Raw genomic sequence first — 18,563 nt, 5'->3', positions numbered from 1 at the left:
CATCCTCTGTCGGGTATTCGCTGCGTACGTCATCTTTACAAAACAGCTCTGCCCTTTTGCGCTGACCGGCGGTAACTTCCGGCCCGTACAGCACTCCCCACGCTGGAGGACCTATGCACGGGCCCACCCCGCCCCTGCCGCTGCCCACCGACCAGCTGCAGTTCGCCATGCCGCCGATGCACGACTCGGTCGAGGACGAGCGCCGGCACCGCAAGGAGCGGCTCGCGGGCGCCTTGCGGATCTTCGGGCGCGCCGGATTCGAGGACGGGGTGTCGGGCCACATCACCGCGCGCGACCCCGAGTTCAGCGACTGCTTCTGGGTCAACCCGTTCGGGATGCCGTTCAAGCACGTCACCGTCAGCGATCTCGTCCTCGCCAACCAGGACGGACAGGTCGTCGAGGGCCGCTACCACGTCAACCAGGCCGCGTTCACCGTGCACGCCCAGGTCCACGCCGCCCGCCCCGACGTCGTCGCCGTCGCCCACTGCCACTCCGTGCACGGCCGGGCCGTCGCCGCGCTCGGCGACCTGATCGACCCGATCACCCAGGAGAGCTGCGCCTTCTACGAGGACGTGGCGCTCTACGACGCCTACACCGGCGTCACCGTCGACGCCGACGAAGGCCGCCGTATCGCCACGGCCCTCGGCTCCCGCAAGGCGCTCGTGCTGCGCAACCACGGGCTGCTGACCGTCGGGGACTCGGTGGACGCGGCGGCCTGGTGGTTCATGTCGCTGGAGCGGTCCTGCCAGGTCCAGCTGATGGCGAAGGCGGCCGGCCGGCCCGTCCTGATCGACCACAAGCAGGCCGTGGCCACCCGCGAACAGCTCGGCGGCGACCTGGTGGGCTGGATCAACTACCAGCCGCTGTGGCAGGACATCAGCCGCAGCGAACCGGATCTGCTCAGCTAGAAGCCCCGCAGGATGGTGGCCTTCGTCTGCGCGAACTCCTCGTCCGTGAGCACCCCGTCGCGGTGCAGCTCGCCCAGCTCTCGCAGCCGGCGCAGCAGTACGTCGTGGTGGTCGGGCTGCGCCGGTACGGTGGCCGGCGGCCGGTCCCGGTCCGTGGACGCGCCGCCGGTGCGGGTGGAGGGATGCGGCAGCCGGGCGGTGACGGCCGCCGCGACCAGCGCGGTCAGCAGGTCGCGCCGGACACTGCCCCACAGGTCGAGGGTGTAGGGGTCCCGCTCGGGCGGCAGCTTGGAGAACGCCGTCTCCCGGGTCACGAACCTGAGGAAGCCGTCCTCGTAGCCGGAGTTGGGCAGCCACTCGACCTGGACCAGGTCGCCGAGGCCGATGATCCGCGGGCCGGTCGCGCGCTTGACCCGGTCGGAGGTGTCGGCCCAGTCGATGCGCACCTGCGTGCCGTCGAAGCAGACCGTGCCGTCGGAGGAGCGCACCGAGACCGGTACCGGCGGCCCCGGCAGGAGGTAGGCCGCCGTGGGCTCCTTGGGGACCTGGTCGAGCAGCAGTGCGTGCCGGATCTCCTCGGCGACGAACTCGGCGACCCCGCCGCGGTCCGCGTCCACGGCCAGCCGGTAGGGGTCGGCCGCCTCCGGGAGTCGCCCGCCCGTGGCCTGCAGCAGCGGGTCGGCGCCCTCGCGCAGCCGCATCCGCAGCAGGCCCCGCTTGCGCTGGGGTTCGTAACCGACGCCCGACACCGCTTCCAGCGGCACGGCGATCTCCCCGTACGTCTGCCGGAACAGCGGTACGGAACGGTGGAGTCCGGGGGTGATCCGGATCGTGCTGCCGTCGAACGCCCAGGTGCCGTCCCGCTGGATGATCTCGGCCATGGGGAGATTCTCGCAGCTGGGTCAACACAGCGGCCCGAACTTCACCCTCCGGGACCCGGACACAGGGGCCGGAACGGCCCTGCGTAGGGCACAATTCGCTCTCGACACAGGGGAGTTGCACGGCGGCGGGACGGCCCGCAGAGGGGGTCGTCGGCCGTGTGTCGGGCCGAGGGGAAGGCGGGCGTCGGGCGTGGCGGTGCAGGAGGCGAGGCAGGGCGCGGCAACGGGTGCCGAAGGGGCGCACGGAGGCGGCTGCGCCTGCGGGGACTGTCCGCACGGGGCCCGCGAGGGGCATCGGCGGGCCGTCGCCGCGTTCCTGCGCGCCCGTGACGAGTTCGCGGCCGGGCAGGGCCTGCCGGCGGGCGTGGCGCACTCGGCGTCCGCCTCCCGCCAGTGGGTCTCCGCGGAGCTGACCGAGCAGGCGGAGGCCGTCGCCGAACGGGGCCGGGCGGAGGGCGAGGCCTGGCTCGCCCGGCTGTGGCTGCGCACGGCGTGCGCGGTGTGGGGCGCGGTCGTCGCCCTGCTGCTCGCCGAGTCGCTCACCGCGGTCGGCGCGGACTGGACCGGCGCCCGTACGGCCGCACTGCTCGCCGCGCTCGTCGTCGCGGCGGCCCTCACCGCCGCCTCCTGGTTCCACCGGGCACGCGGCGGAGTCCTGGCCCCCGTCATCGGTGAGGACAACCGGATGTCCACCTCCCGTACGGTGGCCGCCTGCTGGGTGCTGTTCGTCGTCTACGCGGTGCTGCTGCTGGCGGGCCGCCTGGCCGCCGCCTCCGACCACGCCGGACGCGACGCGCTGCTCTCCGGCCTCGACCTCGCGCGCGGGGCGGGCGTGGTGACCGTCCTCGCCGTGGTGTGCGGCATCGCCGTGCTGGTCCGCCGGGTGGTCGGCCTGCGCATCCTCGGCCTGCGGCTGCAGAAGGTGCCGGCCCACCGGCCGCGCGCCGCCGACCTGCTGACCGACGACTCCGGCCGGGGCGCCTTCGCCGACATCCAGTACGTCGTCATCAGCGCCGTCGCCCTGACCTTCGCCGCGGTACGGCTGGCCCGCCGCCCCGACCAACTGCCCGACCTGCCCTGGGGCCTCGCCGTCGTCGTGCTGATCTCGGCCGCGACCTACCTGGCCGGCAAGTACGCCGAGGGCGGCCGCCCGGTGATCCTCTCCGTGGTCCGCGCCCGTGAGCCCGGTGACCTGGACGGACCGATCCGCACCGGCGACGACATCGAGATCCGCGGCACCGGCTTCGTCCCGCACGGCGCCCGCAGCGCCGACCGCCTCTCCCGCATGGTCGTGCGCATCGGCGCGGTCGACGTCCGCGTCCCCCTGGTGCCCGTCACCGGCGGCTTCCGCAACCCCACGGACACCGTCCTGACCGTCCCGGTCCCGGTCGAGGTGGAGCCCGGCTCGGTGGAGGTACAGGTGGTCACGGCGGCCGGAGTGGCGACCAACCGGTGCATAGTCCAGGTGACGGAGTAAGGGCAGGGGAGCGGTGCGCGAAGGCCGTGCGGCAGATCCTGGCCTGGATCTGAACTCGGCCGGCCGTCCCGAGTACGGGGATCCGAAATCCGGAAAAACGTCCAGGAGAGGATTGAACCGTTCCCGTTTGTCATACGTATGGTCGAGAGAGAGGTCGGCACGGCGGGTGAGAGGCGGCTAACGGCGATGACTCACGGCATGCGGACGGACACGGAGACGTCCTACCTGAACCGCGGCGGCGACTGGCGGGACACGGCCACCCGCTACGCCCTCCTTCCGCTCCGGATCTTCCTCGGGGTGACCTTCATCTACGCCGGCCTGGACAAGCTCACCGACAGCGCGTTCCTGAAGTCCGGCGGTGCCGGTTCCATCGGCGACACGATGCGCGCCGCACGCGACTCCGCGGCCATCCCCGCCCTGATCGACATGGCCCTGAAGAACCCGGTCGGCTTCGGTTACGCCATCGCCCTCGGTGAGCTGGCCGTCGGCATCGGCACCCTGCTCGGCCTGCTCGGTCGGCTGGCCGCCCTCGGCGGCGCGCTGATCTCGCTCAGCCTGTGGCTGACCGTCAGCTGGGCCACGACGCCCTACTACTACGGCAACGACCTCGCCTACCTGATGGCCTGGCTGCCCCTCGTCCTCGCCGGAGCGCCCTACCTCTCCCTGGACGCGGCCTGGCGCTCCCGCCGACGGCAACGGACGGGCGGCTACCGCTAGGGCCTGTCTGACAATTCCCGCCTGCCCCGCGGCGCCTGGCACGCACTCCCCCACTGCCTCAAGGGCGTGGGGGGACCCCCAGCCGCGTTGCCGAACCGCCCGCGTGGCTCCGCCACGAGGACGCTTCGGCGCCTTGCGATCGCACGCACCAGACGCCGCGGGGCCCGCCCTTCTGGCGGACGACGGGAATTGTCAGACAGGCCCTAGGCCCCGCGGCCGTTTTCGGTGCCGCGCCGTCTGCGTATGCCCCGGGTCACCGCCGCTGTGACACCGGCCAGGACGAGGCCCCCCGCCACCAGCGGGACGGCCATCAACGGGGGCGTGTGCCACAGGCCGGCCGCGTCACCGGCGTAGACGGCGCCGGCGGCGGTGAGGAAGAGGCCGGCGACCAGCTTCCCGGGCTGGAACTCATGACGCAGCACGGCTGACCTCCACCTCTCCGACGCCCACCCGCAGATCGAGCCGCAGTGTCCCGGCGTCCTTGCCGCCCTTGACCGACGACAGCGTCACGGCCTTGTGCCTACCGGGCTGCACGTCCACGTCCTTCCCGTTCTCGCCGGGCAACCGGATGTCGCCCACCCCCACGTCGATACTCATCCGCACGGTCGCGTCCGTCGGCAGGATCACCTTCAGCTGACCCGCTCCCACCTCCGCGTCCGTGGCCACCGTCTGCCCCTTCGCCGGGTGCACCCGGGTCAGGTCCAGCGTGCCGACACCGGTGCCGAGGCCGTACGTGGACCGCACGTCCGCCGTCGCGGTCGGCTTCCAGGACGTCTGCCTCCAGTGGGTCGTGATGTCCTTGGGCAGGGCAGTGGCCCCGGCGAGCAGCGCCGCCGTGACAATCGCGAGGAACACCGACCCGGCCCCGGTCCGCCCCAGGAAGGCGCTGAGCGTGATGCCCAGGCCGAAGACCACGAGCGCGCAGGCAAGGCCGGCCTGGAGGCTGATGCCCAGCGGGTGCGTGTCCCAGGTCAGCCCGGTGCCCACGCCCCCGGCCAGCAGGGCGAGCAGGAATATCCAGCCGCCGATCCAGCGCGGGCCGCGTGGTCTCGGGGGTGCGGTGCGCGGCGGGTGTGCCGAGCCGCCGTGGGGCCAGGGGGTGGCGATGCCGACGTCCACGGCCGAGGTCAGGTCGCGGGTGTCCCCGGGGCCCCAGAGGTAGCCGGTGCCGCCGACATGGGTGCCGTCCTTGACGATCGGGTCCCGCCACCAGGACGGGTAGGTGGTGACGACCGGCGGCGCCTGGGCCTCCGGCGGGGCGTCGGCGGCGGCCTGCGCGGCGAGCGGATCGGGGTCGGCGGCACCGCGCCGCCGCGACCAGTACCCAGCGCCGGCCAGCAGCAGGGAGAGCACCACGGCGAAGGTCAGCACCCCGCCGTTCTTCAGCATGGTCAGGAAGATCCCGCAGCCGACCAGGGCGAACAGCACGGCGGCCAGCGCCTGGCCGTCGACCCGGCCCGTCAGCAGCCTGCGGACCTCGTTCTCCTCTTCCCCCTCGTACGGCACCAGCAGCCAGGCGAAGCCGTAGAAGATGAGGCCGATGCCACCGGTCGCGGACAGCACGGCCAGGGTGATCCGGAAGATCACCGGGTCCATGTCCGTCTGCCGCCCGAGCCCGGCGCACACCCCGGCGATCATCTTGTGCCGGCGGTCGCGCCGGAACTGGAGGACACCGTCGGTGGTCTCCGGCTCCCCGGCGGTGTCCTGCTCCCGCCTCGCTTCCGTCCCTTTCCTCTCTTTCTTCTCTTCCCTCTCTCCTGCGGTTCCCGTCCCTCCCGTCGCGGCGGGCGCGGCATCCGTCGGTCCGGTGCCCGGGGCCGGGCGCGGGCCGGGGCCGGGTCCCGGACCCGTCGCGGCGTGCTCGTGATCCGTCATGCGTCCATGGTGACGGCCCGGCCGCCGCGACGGCAGTCGGGATGACCCTGGGCAAACCCTGAGATCGGCCCTGAGAGGCGGCGGGGAGGCGTTCGACACCGGGCCGGCGGGCCGATTCGAACGCCCGGCTCGAAGATCAGGGGAGTCTAGGGGGCCGACCCTGATGCTCCGCGCCCGCGGCCATGTGACCATCGATGGCATGCCGGAAGCCGCAGCCCTGCCCCTCGACGACCCGCGGCCGCCGCGCAAGCTCTACCGCAGCAGCGACGGCCGCTGGCTCGGCGGAGTGGCGCGGGGCCTCGCCGGGCACCTCGGGCTGCCCGTGATCTGGGTCCGGCTCGCCTTCGTCGGCCTGTTCATGGCGAACGGACTCGGAGCACTGCTGTACGCCGCGTTCTGGTTCTTCGTGCCGCTCGGCGTCGGCGGCGTCGGCGACCAGAAGCCGCAGCCGCCGGTGGGCACCGCGACCTCGCCGGAGGGCCGCCGCAGACTGCTGGCCCGCAAGCCGGACAAGGGCCAGATCGTCGCCCTGCTCCTCATGGTCATCGTGTCCATGGTCTTCGTGGGCAGCATCAACCTGACCAGCGCGGCCAAGGCCTATCTGCTGCCCGCCGTCCTGGTCGCGGCCGGTGTCGCCCTCGTCTGGCGCCAGGCGGACAACGCCCGCCGCGCCCGCTGGGTCGAGGTCGGCAGCCGGCGCCGCACCCTCACCCTGCTGCGCGCGGGCGCCGGCGTCCTGCTGGTCACCGCCGGCGTCTCCGCCATCTTCGTCATGCAGGGCTCGGCCGCCCACCTCGGCGCGGTCCTCCAGGCCGCCCTCGTCGTCCTCGTCGGCATCACGCTGCTCGCCGGCCCCTACCTGGTCCGCATGACCCAGGACCTGTCCGAGGAACGCCTGATGCGCATCCGCGCCCAGGAGCGCGCCGAGGTCGCCGCCCACGTCCACGACTCCGTGCTGCACACCCTCACCCTGATCCAGCGCAACGCCGACAACGCGGGCGAGGTCCGGCGCCTGGCCCGCGCCCAGGAGCGGGACCTGCGCACCTGGCTGTACAAGCCGGAGGGCACCGGCAAGGACGAGGCCGACGAGCCGGACACGGTCGCCGAGGCGGTGCGGCGCAGCGCGGCCGAGGTCGAGGACAAGCACGGCGTACCCATCGAGGTGGTCGTGGTCGGCGACTGCCCGCTGGACGAGAGGACCTCCGCGCAGATGCAGGCCGCGCGCGAGGCGATGGTCAACGCCGCCAAGTACGGTGGCGACGGCGGTGCCGTGCAGGTCTATGCCGAAGTCGAGGGGAGGACGGTCTTCGTGTCCGTCCGTGACCGCGGCCCGGGCTTCGACCTCGACTCGATACCCGCCGACCGCATGGGCGTCAGAGAATCGATCATCGGCCGCATGGAGCGCAACGGCGGCACGGCCCGGCTGCGGGCGGTGCCGGGCGGCGGCACGGAGGTCGAGCTGGAGATGGAGAGGGCGGAGAAGACGTCATGAGCGACGCGACCGAGGCGAACGGTACGGCGGGAGCGGCGGAGCCGGCCGGGTCCGGCACCGCCGGGAAGCGGCACGTGCGCGTGGTGCTCGTCGATGACCACCGCATGTTCCGCACCGGGGTGCAGGCCGAGATCGGGCAGACCGCCGAGACCGGCGTGGAGGTGGTCGGCGAGGCCGCGGACGTCGACCAGGCGGTCACGGTCATCACCGCGACCCGGCCCGAGGTGGTCCTCCTGGACGTCCACCTGCCGGGCGGCGGCGGGGTCGAAGTGCTGCGCCGGTGCGCCGGGTTGATGGCTGACGCCGAGCAGCCGGTGCGCTTCCTCGCGCTGTCCGTGTCGGACGCGGCGGAGGACGTGATCGGTGTGATCCGCGGCGGCGCCCGCGGCTATGTCACCAAGACCATCACCGGCACCGACCTGGTCGACTCGATCTTCCGGGTCCAGGAGGGCGACGCCGTCTTCTCCCCGCGTCTGGCCGGGTTCGTCCTGGACGCCTTCGCCTCCACCGACGCCCCGCCGGTCGACGAGGATCTGGACCGCCTCACCCAGCGCGAGCGGGAGGTGCTGCGCCTGATCGCCCGGGGCTACGCCTACAAGGAGATCGCCAAGCAGCTGTTCATCTCGGTGAAGACGGTCGAGTCCCATGTCTCGGCGGTCCTGCGCAAGCTCCAGCTGTCCAACCGTCACGAGCTGACCCGCTGGGCCACGGCCCGCCGCCTGGTCTGACCCCGCCGGGCAGCCGCCCTCACGCCACCCGGGTGGCCCCCGCGAACGGCATCTGGTCGATGGGGGCCACCCGGACCGGTGCCGAGGGGTTCGGGGCGTGGATCATCTGGCCGTTGCCGATGTAGAGGCCCACATGGCTGATGCCGGAGTAGAAGAACACCAGGTCGCCGGGCTGGAGTTCCGAGCGGGAGACCCGCCGGCCCGCGTTGATCTGGGTGTAGGTGGTGCGGGGCAGGGAGACGCCGGCGGAGCGGTAGGCGGCCTGGACCAGGCCCGAGCAGTCGAAGGCGTCCGGGCCGGTCGCGCCCCACACATAGGGGCTGCCGAGCTTCTGGTAGGCGTAGGCGATGGCCGCCGCCGCGCGGGAGTTCGGGGCGGCGGGGGAGTCCGTCGGCTCCAGGTCCGGCCGGGCGCCCGGGGCCGAGCGCGAGGCGTGCCCCGCCGCGGTGCCGTCGCCGGTGACCTGCGCCCGCTGTGCCGGAGTGAGCCGGGCCAGCAGGTCGCGCGCCTCGGCCAGCTTCCGGGTGATGGTCTTCTTCTGCCGCTTCAGCTCGGCCTGCCGTGACCGCAGCGCGTTCAGCTCGGTCCGGGCGGCGCCGCGCAACTGCTCGATCTCCCGCAGCTGTTCGCGTACCCGCGCCACCGCCCCGGCCTGCCGGTCGCCGGCCCGCTCCGCGAAGGCGGCCCCGTCCAGGTACCGGTCGGGGTCGCTGGACAGCGCGAGTTGCCAGGCGGGGTCGATCCCGCCCTCGCGGTACTGCGCCGTTGCGTACGAACCCAGCGCGTTGCGGGCCGCGTTGAGCTTGTCCTGCTTGCGGGCGGTCTCGTCCCGCAGCGAGTTCAGCCGCCGCTGGGCCGTGCCCGCCTTCTCCTTGGCGCCGTTGTACTTCTCGGTGGCGGTCTCCGCCTCCTGGTACAGCTTGTCCACCCTGGCCTTCACCTGCGTCGGTGTCAGCTGCGGCTCGGCGTGGCCGGTTCCGTCGAAGGCCGTGGCGGTGGCCGCGCCCGCCAGGGCGAAGGTGACGGCCGTGCGGGCCGTGGTTCCGCCGAGCGAGCGCTGTCGGGGCTTGCGGTGCGCTGCCACCTGGACCGTCACGTCCTTCCGTAGGACTCCTGCGACCGAACGAGCGGTGCGTCCGGCGACGGCCCGCACAGGGGAAGCGGGCCGCCGCCGGACCTTTCTCGGCGGTGGTGCCCGACTGCCGCCCCTGGCCCGGGCGGCGGTGGGGAGCCGGTCACCTGGGGGAGGACGCTAAACCCGAGTGTGACGGGCCGGTAACGCGGAGTGCGGAACTGGCTTCGAGCGATCGAATAGTGACCGCATGTGACCGGATTGCCGGTATGGAGTCGCCGCCTTCACGTAGCGTGGTGACCGATGCGCGGAATGTGGGACACACGGGAGCCATGTGCTGCTATGGGGCGCATATATGCAGGATGCACCGGTGCTCCCGGCGAGCCCGGTGACAGAGGGCTCCCGGGCCCCTGATTAGGCTCCGGGCTCATGGACGTACTCATCCATCTCTTCGTCGGCCTGCACATCATCGGCATCGCCGCGCTGCTCGGCGGTTTCCTCACCCAGACGAAGGCGATGGGCCAGGGCACGGCCCGCTTCGTCCCCGCGATGCTGCACGGCGCGTTCACCATGCTGGTCACCGGTGTGGCCCTGGTCGGCCTCAACCAGGCCCAAGGCGCTCACCTCAACACCGTCAAGATCGGCGTGAAGCTCGCCCTGCTGATCGTGATCCTCGGGCTGGTCTACGTGAAGCGCGACGAGGAGAAGGTGGACAAGAGCCTCTTCGGGCTGGTCGGCCTGCTGACCACGGCGAACATCTTCATCGCCGTGCTGTGGACGTGACGCTCAGCGCCGTCCGCTGATCCCGGCGCGGGCCGCGAGGGCCGCGCCGGCCGCGACCGCGACCCAGGCCGCCACCGCCACCCACACCAGCACCCGCCCCGGCCCCTTCAGCCACCCGATGCCCACGGCGGCCGCCACCGACAGCGTGGCCGCCCCGGTCATCCCCATGGGGAACGCCGTCGCCCAGCGCCGCATGTCGTAGCGCAGCCGTGGCCGGGCCACCTCGGCGGCCAGTAGGACCACGTACCAGGACAGGTCCAGGAAGACCAGCGCCACCGTCACGTTCCGCAGCACGCCTCGGTCGTCGTCGTTCCACAGGTACAGCCGCGGACCGTCGGCGGCGAGCAGCTTCGCCCCGGCCAGCCCCGAGATGGCGAGTGCTCCGCCCGCGATCCACTGGTCCCCGGCCCCCTCGAGGATCTGCCGCGGATCGAAGCGCGGCAGGGCGAGGCCGTAGAGCACCAGGCCCAGCCAGAACAGCACCAGCGCGGCGTGCGCGAGCCAGGCCGTCGTCTCGGCCGCGGCCAGCGTGGCCGCCAGCACCGCAAGCCCCTGTGTGGCGACACAACACAGGAACACCGCTCCCGGCATGTGCCGCTCCCAGTGCTGCATGACCAGGTACAGCAGCACCGGCCAGAGCACCACGGCCAGCGCCAGCGCCGCCTCGGCCGGCGTCTGCCGGCCGAGCGCCGAGAACCGGGCGCCGAGCACGGCCGTGGCGGCGACGGCGGTGAGCGAGCCCGGGCTGCGCGCCTCGGCCACCCAGCGTTCCCGCTGCGCCACCAGCCGTACGAGGAAGTCGGCGGCCAGCGCCACCCAGGCGACGCAGGCCAGCCACAGGAAGACCCGGGACACCGGCTCGGGGCCCGTCAGATGCAGGCCCACCGAGACGATGCCGGTCGCCATGACTGCGGCACCCGCCGCCGGCGGACGCCCCGCCCACCACGTACGCAGAGCTGAGATGCCGGGCATGGGCCCGATGCTAGGCAGCCGCGCGGGCGGGGCGCGGAGGCCACGCGCGCGCGTGGCGCTCGAAACTTCGAAAAGGGGACGGTCGGGCTGGACGAAGGGGGTGGTCAGGCGGGTCGGACAAAGCTGTGGATGATCGATTCGCCGCCGTAGTAGATCGACTCCTCGCGGACGTACGCGCCCGGCTTGGGGGCGTGGATCATCATGCCGTTGCCTATGTAGATGCCGACGTGGCTGATGTCGTCGTAGAAGAAGATCAGGTCGCCGGGCTGCGCATTGGCCAGGGAGACCGTGGTGCCGGCGTTCACCTGGTCGTAGGTGGTGCGCGGGAGCGAGACGCCGGCGGCCTTCCAGGCGGCCTGGGTGAGGCCCGAGCAGTCGTACGAGCCTGGTCCGGTGGCGCCCCACACGTAGGGCTTCCCGATCTGGGCGCGGGCGAAGGCGATCGCCTTCTCGGCCTTGGTGGCATACGTCCCGGAGGACGTCGACGAGCCGCCGGAGCTGGTCGAGCCCCCAGAGCTGGACGAGCCGCCGGAGGTCGACGAGCCGCTGGACGTGGACGAACCGCTCGCCTGCGCCTGGGCCTGGGCCTCCTCCTTGGACTTGGCCGCTGCCGCCTGCTGCTTGGCCAGCTCCGCGGCCTTGCGCGCGGCCTCCTCCTGCTTCTGCCGCTCGATCGCCGCCAGCCGGGCCTTCTCCTCGGCCGTCAGCTGGGACAGCAGTTCGCGCGCGGAGGCGAGCTTCTTCTGGACGGTGGCCTTGGCGGTCTGCAGTTCGTTCTGCGACTCGGACAGCGTCTGGAGGCTCTTGGCGGCCTCCTGCCGCTTCTTCATGGTCGCGGCCTGCTCGGTGACGTAATCGTCGACGGCGCTCTTCTGTCGCGAGGTCAGCCGGTTCATCAGCTGGCTCTGGTCGAAGTAGTCCTGGGGACTGTCCGCGAGCAGGAAGGTGGCGGTGTCGGACGAGGCGGCCCCGGTCCGGTACTGGGCGGCGGCGAACGTGCCCAGCTCCTCGCGGGCCTTGTTCATCCGGGCGGTCCGCCGGGCGACCTCGTCGCGCAGGCTGTCGATGTGGGTGCGCTGCTTGCCGGTCTGCTCCTTGGCGGCGTTGTACTTCTCGGTCGCCGACTCCGCCTGGCGGTAGAGGTCGTCGACCTTCTTCTCGACCTCCTCCAGGCTCGGCTTTCCATCGGCCGCGGGAGCGGCGTCGGCCGTCTGGGACAGCACGGCCACGGAGGTGAGGGCGGCGGTGGCGAGGACTGGGGTGCGGAAACCTGCTCCGAGTGTGCCCGCGGGGCGCGACTTGCGGTGCGACGCCAAGGGAGGCGACTCCTTCCATGTGCCGCCTACCGGGTTAGCTGTCGGGTTCGGGCGGGTGGTCGGAAGGTTTGCCCTACGGCACTCGTCCCGGGACGGGACGTGTGCCGATTCACCCCAAAGGTCGGTGGGTCCCCGGCTCCGGGCACCGTGCGGGGGCGCGCCGGACTCGGCGGAGGCCGCGCGGATCGGCGACGTTCGCCGGAAGGGGGCGTGCGGCCCGCCCCGCAACCTAGCCAACTGGTGTGTCTCGTGTGAAGGTTGGTGCACGATATGTCCGATACATTTTCGTGACCTGGGTGTGGGATCGCTCCCGTGTCACAGGGTGATTCCGCTGTGTGAGGGGCTGTTCGGCCGTCCTGGGTGCGAAGGACCCGTCTTTTCCGAACCAGCCATGTTCCCGGGACGGCAGCCGGTTGTCGGTGCGGCGCCCTAGACTCGGAGAGCGATGAGCAGCCTCTTTGACGACAGCTTCCTGGCGGACCTCCAGGCCCCTCGCGGGCGCGAGGAGGAGCCCCCGCCGCCGCCCGAGGACGATCACGCTCCGGAGCCGCTTCCGGACGATCTGTTCGGCGGGAAGTTCGACGTACCGCCGGACCGGGACGCGTACTACCGCGACGGCGCGCCCCGCCCCGCGCTCGACGCGGCGGCGCTCCTGGAGGGGCTGAACGAGAACCAGCGCGCCGCGGTCGTCCACGCCGGCTCCCCGCTGCTCATCGTCGCCGGCGCAGGCTCCGGCAAGACCCGTGTGCTCACCCACCGCATCGCCCACCTGCTCGCCGAGCGGAACGTGCACCCGGGCCAGATCCTCGCGATCACCTTCACCAACAAGGCCGCGGGCGAGATGAAGGAGCGCGTCGAGCAGCTCGTCGGCCCGCGCGCGAACGCGATGTGGGTCATGACCTTCCATAGCGCGTGCGTACGGATCCTGCGGCGCGAGTCGAAGAAGCTCGGCTTCACGTCGAGCTTCTCCATCTACGACGCCGCCGACAGCAAGCGCCTGATGGCCCTGGTCTGCCGCGATCTGGACCTCGACCCCAAGCGCTTCCCGCCCAAGTCCTTCAGCGCCAAGATCAGCAACCTCAAGAACGAGCTGATCGACGAGGAGGACTTCGCCGCCCAGGCCGCCGACGGCTTCGAGAAGACCCTCGCCCAGGCCTACGCGCTCTACCAGTCGCGGCTGCGCGAGGCCAACGCGCTCGACTTCGACGACCTGATCATGACGACGGTCAACCTGCTGCGCGCCTTCCCGGACGTCGCCGAGCACTACCGCCGCCGCTTCCGGCACGTCCTGGTCGACGAGTACCAGGACACCAACCACGCCCAGTACGCGCTGGTGCGCGAGCTGGTCGGCACCGGCGAGCACGCCCCCGAGGACGCCGACACCCCGCCCAGCGAGTACGACCTCCCGCCCGCCGAACTGTGCGTCGTGGGTGACGCGGACCAGTCGATCTACGCCTTCCGGGGCGCGACCATCCGCAACATCCTCCAGTTCGAGGAGGACTACCCGAACGCGACGACGATCCTGCTGGAGCAGAACTACCGCTCCACGCAGACCATCCTGTCCGCCGCCAACGCGGTCATCGAGCGCAACGAGTCCCGCCGCCCGAAGAACCTGTGGACCAACGCCGGCCAGGGCGCCCGGATCACCGGCTACGTCGCCGACACCGAGCACGACGAGGCCCAGTTCGTCGCCGACGAGATAGACCGCCTCACGGACGCGGGCGAGGCGAAGTCCGGTGACGTCGCCGTCTTCTACCGCACCAACGCCCAGTCCCGTGTCTTCGAAGAGGTCTTCATCCGCGTCGGCCTGCCCTACAAGGTCGTCGGCGGCGTCCGCTTCTACGAGCGCAAGGAGGTCCGGGACGTCCTGGCCTACCTGCGCGTCCTCGCCAACCCCGAGGACTCGGTGCCGCTGCGCCGCATCCTCAACGTCCCCAAGCGGGGCATCGGCGAGCGCGCCGAGGCGATGATCGACGCCCTCTCCCAGCGCGAGAAGATCAGCTTCCCGCAGGCCCTGAAGCGCGTGGACGAGGCGTACGGCATGGCCGCGCGGTCCACCAACGCGGTCAAGCGGTTCAACACGCTGATGGAGGACCTGCGCACGATCGTGGAGTCCGGCGCGGGACCGGCGACCGTCCTGGAGGCGGTGCTCGAACGCACCGGCTACCTGGCCGAGTTGCAGGCCTCGACCGACCCGCAGGACGAGACCCGTATCGAGAACCTCCAGGAACTCGCGGCCGTGGCCCTGGAGTTCGAGCAGGAGCGCGGCGAGGGCGAGTCGGTGGCGCTGTCCGACTTCCTGGAGCAGGTCGCGCTGGTCGCCGACTCCGACCAGATCCCCGACGAGGACGAGGAAGGCTCCGGCGTCATCACCCTGATGACCCTGCACACCGCCAAGGGCCTGGAGTTCCCGGTCGTCTTCCTGACCGGCATGGAGGACGGCGTCTTCCCGCACATGCGCGCCCTCGGCCAGACCAAGGAGCTGGAGGAGGAGCGGCGGCTGGCCTACGTCGGCATCACACGCGCGCGGGAGCGGCTCTACCTCACCCGGTCCACGCTGCGCAGCGCCTGGGGCCAGCCGTCGTACAACCCGCCCTCCCGCTTCCTGGAGGAGATCCCGGCCACCCACATGGAGTGGAAGCGGACGGGAGCCGCCGCCCCGGTGTCCTCCGGGCCGGCCTCCGGGATCGCGGCCTCGCTGTCCTCGTCCCGCTCCCGCTCGTCGGCGGCGGGCGCGTCCGGGTTCGCCACCCGGCGGGCCTCCGAGAAGCCGGTCGTGTCCCTGGCCGTCGGCGACCGGGTCACCCACGACCAGTTCGGGCTCGGCACGGTCGTCGCGGTGTCGGGCGTGGAGGACAAGGCCCAGGCGACGATCGACTTCGGCGACGGGAAGCCGAAGCGGCTGCTGCTGCGGTACGCGCCGGTGGAGAAGCTGTAGGGGGACGAGTGAGCCCCGCCGGATCGGCGGGGCTGGGTTCGTCAATGGCTCAGGTCGGGTCCAGGCCGTGGCTGCGCAGCCACGGCAGGGGGTCTATGGCCGCCCCGCCCGCCGGCCGTACCTCGAAGTGCAGGTGCGGGCCGGTGGAGTTGCCCGAGTTGCCGGAGTAGGCGATTGCGTCTCCGGCCTTGACGGTCGTACCGGAGGCGACGCGGTAGCTGGAGAGGTGGCAGTACCAGGTCTCCGTGCCGTCCTTCGCCGTCACGATCATCATGTTGCCGTAGGCGCTGTTCCACTTCGTGGAGACGACGCCGTCGGTGGCGGACATGACCGTGGTGCCGTACGAGACCGGGAAGTCGATGCCCGTGTGCACGGACATCCAGTTCACGCCGGCCTGGCCGAAGTAGGCGCTGAGCCCGTGCTGCGAGACCGGCAGCGCGAACTTGGGACGCAGCCGCTCCTTGAGCGCGGCCTCCGCGGCCGCCTTCTTCTGCTGCAGTTCCTGCTGCGCCTTGAGGTCGATGCGCTCCTGCGTCCGGCTGGCCCGGTCGGCGAAGTCGTCGGCGCCGGCGGAGAGGGTCCGCAGCTGGGAGTCCAGCTTGCTGTTGGCGACCGACGGCTTCACCGCGTGCGCGTCCGAGGCGGTGGCGGTGGTGTCCTTGTTGCCGTCGGTCAGGCTGCCGACGGAGGCGGCGGCGATCCCGGCGACGCCCATCACACAGACCGAGGGCACGGCGACGGTCAGCAGCGCGGAGCGTTTGGGGGGCGTACGGCGCCGGGAACGCGCCGCACTGCGGGAGCCCGCGCGGGTCGCCGGGGCCGGGGTGACCTCTTCCTGGTCGTCGAGCAGGGACGGTACGGCGGGCAGCTCGCCCGTGTCGCCCAACTCGCCGTCCTCGGACGGCATTTCGGTGAACTCGCCGACCTGCTCGAAGGTGGTGGTGGCCTGCTGGTCGAACGGTTCGCCGACCTGCTCGAAGGCGGCCGTGGCCTGGTGGTCGAACGGTTCGGCAAGCTGCTCGTGCGGCGCGGCCGCGCCGTCGGAGTTCCACTGGGTGGCGTCGTACGTGCCCGTCTCGAACGACTGCGTGCCCCACTCCCACTGCTGGGTGGGGTCGGCGGCCGCGGACTGGTCGGGCTGGAGCCAGGCGCTCGCGTCCCACTGGCCGCTGATGTCGTTCCCGGTGGGCTGCGCGGGGACCGACCAGGCGGTGTTGTCGTACACGCCCGAGTCGTAGGCGGCGTGGTGCTGGGCCGCGTACGGGTCGTAGTTCAGGGTCTGGCCGGTGCCGGTCTGCCACTGCGTGGTGCCGTACGTGCCGGTGTGCTGCTCGTTGCCCGGGAGGCTGCCGAAGAGCGGGTCGGTGGCGAAGGATCCGGTGCCGGTGGTGCAGCCCGCAAAACCTGTGGCGTCGTAGCCGCCGTACGTGGTGAGGTCGTCGTACTGGGCTTCCTGAACCCCGTAGTACTGCGCGTAGTGCGCGGCGGAGGCGTCGGAAGCCGGGGTCGGGGTGGTCATGGTCCCCGACGGGTGACGATCGTTCACCAACTTCTCTTTCGCCTCGACAACAGGGGCTGCCAGAGCAGTGCGGCGACTGTACCCGGCGGTACGCGGGCGCGACAATCTTCGGCCGGTTTCACGTGGGCCGGAAACGGGCAATCAGCCGTGTTTTGGCGGACGACGGACACGAGTTTGGCCTTGTGTTCGAAGAGTGTTCGATGTCGGATGACCGTGCGTCACCTGTGGACCGGCTGTGCCGCGCCCATGCCGTCGCCCCGACCGCCCGTCGGCCGCCGCCCTCAGGCCACCGTCAGGCCGTCGCTGAGCGGTTCCTCGTGCAGGGTGTTGTCGAGCGCGTCGCGTATTCCTGCCGCCACCGCGGGGTGCACCGGCAGCGCAAGGTGGCCGATCCCGGTCACCCGGACGTTCAGGGCGTCCAGGTCGGGGTGGTCGATGCAGGCCGTCTCCGGCGGGTCCATCACGGAGTCGAGATCGCTCCAGAAGCTGACGAAACGCGTCCGGCAGCCCGGCGCGGGCCGGGTCAGCTCCTCGATCACCTCCGAGCCGGGCCGCATCTGCCGCACGATCGGATGGGCGCTGGCCAGCGGTACGGCCCGGGTGCCGGAGTGCGGGGTGCCCAGCGTGACCAGGGTGCGCACCCGCAGGTCACCGCCCAGGCGCTGTACGTAATAACGGGCGATCAGCCCGCCGAGGCTGTGCCCCACGATGTCGACCTGGCCGTTTCCGGTGCGCTCGCAGATCTCCTCGACGTGCCGCCCCAGCAGTTCGGCGGCGGTGCGAATGTCGCAGGTCAGCGGGGAGTAGTTGAGCGATTCGACGCGCTGACTGCCGTTCCGGGCGAGATTGCGGCGCAGCAGGACGAAGACCGAGCGGTTGTCGATGAAGCCGTGCAGCAGGACGACCGGGGGTCCGGCCCGGTCGGGCAGCCGGGTGGCACCCTCCCCGGCGGGGAGCGCGGGGGAGCGGCGCTCCTGGGTGAGGCCGGTCGGATACAGCAGCAGGTGGCCGGCCAGGATCGCGGCCTCGAGCGCGGTCGCCTTGAGGAGGGTCATGGACAGCGCGGCCAGATCGACCAGCCTGCCGGGCCACAAGCGCCGGTACAGCGGCAGGAAGAGTGGCAGTACCCCGGTGACCTTCATTGGCCGACCTCCTGTCGGCACACGGAGAGACGGCTCGATCCCCCGTGCGCCCTCATGTCCCACCGTGTGATTTCCCCCTCGCTGCGCACCGTAAAACCGCCGGTTGCGGGATGCTGGAGATAACGTTCGTTCACTTCCCGACGGGTGGCGGAACGTGCCAGATATGCGGTACTTGTCGGTACGGACGGAAGCGGCCGCTTCCGTGGTCGCTTGATGGAGGCAGTGATGGGTGTGGCAGCCGGTCCGATCCGCGTGGTGGTCGCCAAGCCGGGGCTCGACGGCCACGATCGTGGGGCCAAGGTCATCGCGCGGGCGCTGCGCGACGCCGGTATGGAGGTCATCTACACCGGGCTTCACCAGACGCCGGAACAGATCGTCGACACCGCCATCCAGGAGGACGCCGACGCGATCGGCCTGTCCATCCTCTCGGGCGCCCACAACACCCTCTTCGCCGCCGTCATCGACCTCCTCAAGGAGCGCGACGCCGCGGACATCCTCGTTTTCGGCGGCGGCATCGTCCCGGAGGAGGACATTCCGCCGCTGAAGGAGAAGGGGGTCGCGGCGATCTTCACGCCCGGCGCGACCACCACGGCGATCGTGGAGTGGGTCCGGGAGAACGTGCGTGTGCCTCCGGCGGTTGGGCCGACGGTGCGCTGAGCTGTTGTTGCGGTCGCTGGGGGCTGCCGCCCCCGGACCCCCGCTTCGGCCTGAACGGCCTCGTCCTCAAGCGCCGGACGGGCTGG

General features: G+C 71.7%; 16 protein-coding genes and 1 riboswitch. Of the genes, 8 read left to right on the top strand and 8 right to left on the bottom strand.

Annotation, left to right across the window (positions count from 1 at the left end; translation table 11 throughout):
- Nucleotides 1-113 precede the first annotated feature (113 nt).
- The gene (locus ACFYZZ_RS38995; protein ID WP_145879589.1) at nucleotides 114-908 is read left to right on the top strand and encodes a class II aldolase/adducin family protein; all 795 of its coding nucleotides are present in this window, start codon (nucleotides 114-116) and stop codon (nucleotides 906-908) included.
- Here ACFYZZ_RS38995 and ACFYZZ_RS38990 read toward each other — a convergent pair.
- On the bottom strand, nucleotides 905-1,789 hold the full coding sequence (locus tag ACFYZZ_RS38990; protein WP_389186844.1) for a DUF4429 domain-containing protein: 885 nt from the start codon (nucleotides 1,787-1,789) through the stop codon (nucleotides 905-907). The two genes, ACFYZZ_RS38995 and ACFYZZ_RS38990, sit on opposite strands and share 4 nt — an antisense overlap.
- 190 nt (nucleotides 1,790-1,979) lie before the next feature.
- Between ACFYZZ_RS38990 and ACFYZZ_RS38985 the strand changes: the two genes are divergently transcribed.
- Nucleotides 1,980-3,266, top strand: a complete 1,287-nt coding sequence (locus tag ACFYZZ_RS38985) for a hypothetical protein (protein WP_389186841.1) — start codon at nucleotides 1,980-1,982, stop codon at nucleotides 3,264-3,266.
- Nucleotides 3,267-3,464: 198 nt separating this feature from the next.
- Nucleotides 3,465-3,983 (top strand): DoxX family membrane protein, encoded by a 519-nt coding sequence (locus ACFYZZ_RS38980; RefSeq protein WP_389186838.1) that lies wholly within the window; start codon nucleotides 3,465-3,467, stop codon nucleotides 3,981-3,983.
- A gap of 203 nt (nucleotides 3,984-4,186) precedes the next feature.
- Here the strand turns inward: ACFYZZ_RS38980 and ACFYZZ_RS38975 are convergent, their stop codons facing one another.
- Nucleotides 4,187-4,405 (bottom strand): hypothetical protein, encoded by a 219-nt coding sequence (locus tag ACFYZZ_RS38975; RefSeq protein ID WP_389186835.1) that lies wholly within the window; start codon nucleotides 4,403-4,405, stop codon nucleotides 4,187-4,189.
- A complete protein-coding gene (locus ACFYZZ_RS38970; RefSeq protein ID WP_389186832.1) occupies nucleotides 4,392-5,858 on the bottom strand; it encodes a PspC domain-containing protein in 1,467 nt (488 codons plus the stop codon). The genes ACFYZZ_RS38975 and ACFYZZ_RS38970 overlap by 14 nt, the downstream gene beginning before the upstream one ends.
- 199 nt (nucleotides 5,859-6,057) lie before the next feature.
- Here ACFYZZ_RS38970 and ACFYZZ_RS38965 point away from each other — a divergent pair, with 199 nt between their 5' ends.
- Together ACFYZZ_RS38965 and ACFYZZ_RS38960 are read left to right on the top strand one after the other, a co-directional pair.
- Nucleotides 6,058-7,350, top strand: a complete 1,293-nt coding sequence (locus ACFYZZ_RS38965) for a PspC domain-containing protein (protein ID WP_389186829.1) — start codon at nucleotides 6,058-6,060, stop codon at nucleotides 7,348-7,350.
- Nucleotides 7,347-8,078, top strand: coding sequence for a LuxR C-terminal-related transcriptional regulator (locus tag ACFYZZ_RS38960; RefSeq protein ID WP_386578382.1), 732 nt, complete (start codon nucleotides 7,347-7,349; stop codon nucleotides 8,076-8,078). Before ACFYZZ_RS38965 ends, ACFYZZ_RS38960 begins: the two co-directional genes overlap by 4 nt.
- A 19-nt stretch (nucleotides 8,079-8,097) precedes the next feature.
- Here ACFYZZ_RS38960 and ACFYZZ_RS38955 read toward each other — a convergent pair whose 3' ends face one another.
- Nucleotides 8,098-9,162, bottom strand: a complete 1,065-nt coding sequence (locus ACFYZZ_RS38955) for an NlpC/P60 family protein (RefSeq protein ID WP_389187040.1) — start codon at nucleotides 9,160-9,162, stop codon at nucleotides 8,098-8,100.
- Nucleotides 9,163-9,579: 417 nt separating this feature from the next.
- Here ACFYZZ_RS38955 and ACFYZZ_RS38950 point away from each other — a divergent pair, with 417 nt between their 5' ends.
- Nucleotides 9,580-9,933 (top strand): hypothetical protein, encoded by a 354-nt coding sequence (locus tag ACFYZZ_RS38950; RefSeq protein ID WP_389186826.1) that lies wholly within the window; start codon nucleotides 9,580-9,582, stop codon nucleotides 9,931-9,933.
- Nucleotides 9,934-9,936: 3 nt separating this feature from the next.
- Here ACFYZZ_RS38950 and ACFYZZ_RS38945 read toward each other — a convergent pair whose 3' ends face one another.
- Together ACFYZZ_RS38945 and ACFYZZ_RS38940 are read right to left on the bottom strand one after the other, a co-directional pair.
- A complete protein-coding gene (locus tag ACFYZZ_RS38945; protein ID WP_389186823.1) occupies nucleotides 9,937-10,905 on the bottom strand; it encodes a tellurite resistance/C4-dicarboxylate transporter family protein in 969 nt (322 codons plus the stop codon).
- Nucleotides 10,906-11,009: 104 nt separating this feature from the next.
- Nucleotides 11,010-12,221: an NlpC/P60 family protein gene (locus ACFYZZ_RS38940; RefSeq protein ID WP_389186821.1), complete on the bottom strand. Its 1,212-nt coding sequence runs from the start codon at nucleotides 12,219-12,221 to the stop codon at nucleotides 11,010-11,012.
- A gap of 8 nt (nucleotides 12,222-12,229) precedes the next feature.
- Nucleotides 12,230-12,403, bottom strand: a riboswitch (cyclic di-AMP (ydaO/yuaA leader).
- A 263-nt stretch (nucleotides 12,404-12,666) separates the two neighbouring features.
- Between ACFYZZ_RS38940 and pcrA the strand changes: the two genes are divergently transcribed.
- Complete coding sequence (pcrA, locus tag ACFYZZ_RS38935; protein WP_389186818.1) at nucleotides 12,667-15,159, top strand: DNA helicase PcrA; 2,493 nt, start codon at nucleotides 12,667-12,669, stop codon at nucleotides 15,157-15,159.
- Nucleotides 15,160-15,208: 49 nt separating this feature from the next.
- Here the strand turns inward: pcrA and ACFYZZ_RS38930 are convergent, their stop codons facing one another.
- Together ACFYZZ_RS38930 and ACFYZZ_RS38925 are read right to left on the bottom strand one after the other, a co-directional pair.
- The gene (locus ACFYZZ_RS38930; RefSeq protein WP_389186816.1) at nucleotides 15,209-16,705 is read right to left on the bottom strand and encodes a peptidoglycan DD-metalloendopeptidase family protein; all 1,497 of its coding nucleotides are present in this window, start codon (nucleotides 16,703-16,705) and stop codon (nucleotides 15,209-15,211) included.
- A gap of 254 nt (nucleotides 16,706-16,959) precedes the next feature.
- A complete protein-coding gene (locus ACFYZZ_RS38925) occupies nucleotides 16,960-17,820 on the bottom strand; it encodes an esterase/lipase family protein (RefSeq protein ID WP_389186813.1) in 861 nt (286 codons plus the stop codon).
- 225 nt (nucleotides 17,821-18,045) lie between these two features.
- On the opposite strand from ACFYZZ_RS38925, the gene ACFYZZ_RS38920 reads away from it, so the two are divergent.
- Complete coding sequence (locus ACFYZZ_RS38920; protein WP_386578389.1) at nucleotides 18,046-18,477, top strand: cobalamin B12-binding domain-containing protein; 432 nt, start codon at nucleotides 18,046-18,048, stop codon at nucleotides 18,475-18,477.
- Nucleotides 18,478-18,563 lie beyond the last annotated feature (86 nt).

The organism is Streptomyces sp. NPDC001816 (genome assembly GCF_042892235.1).
In the GTDB taxonomy this organism is placed as follows: domain Bacteria; phylum Actinomycetota; class Actinomycetes; order Streptomycetales; family Streptomycetaceae; genus Streptomyces.
This window is presented reverse-complemented; position numbering and strand designations above follow the sequence as displayed.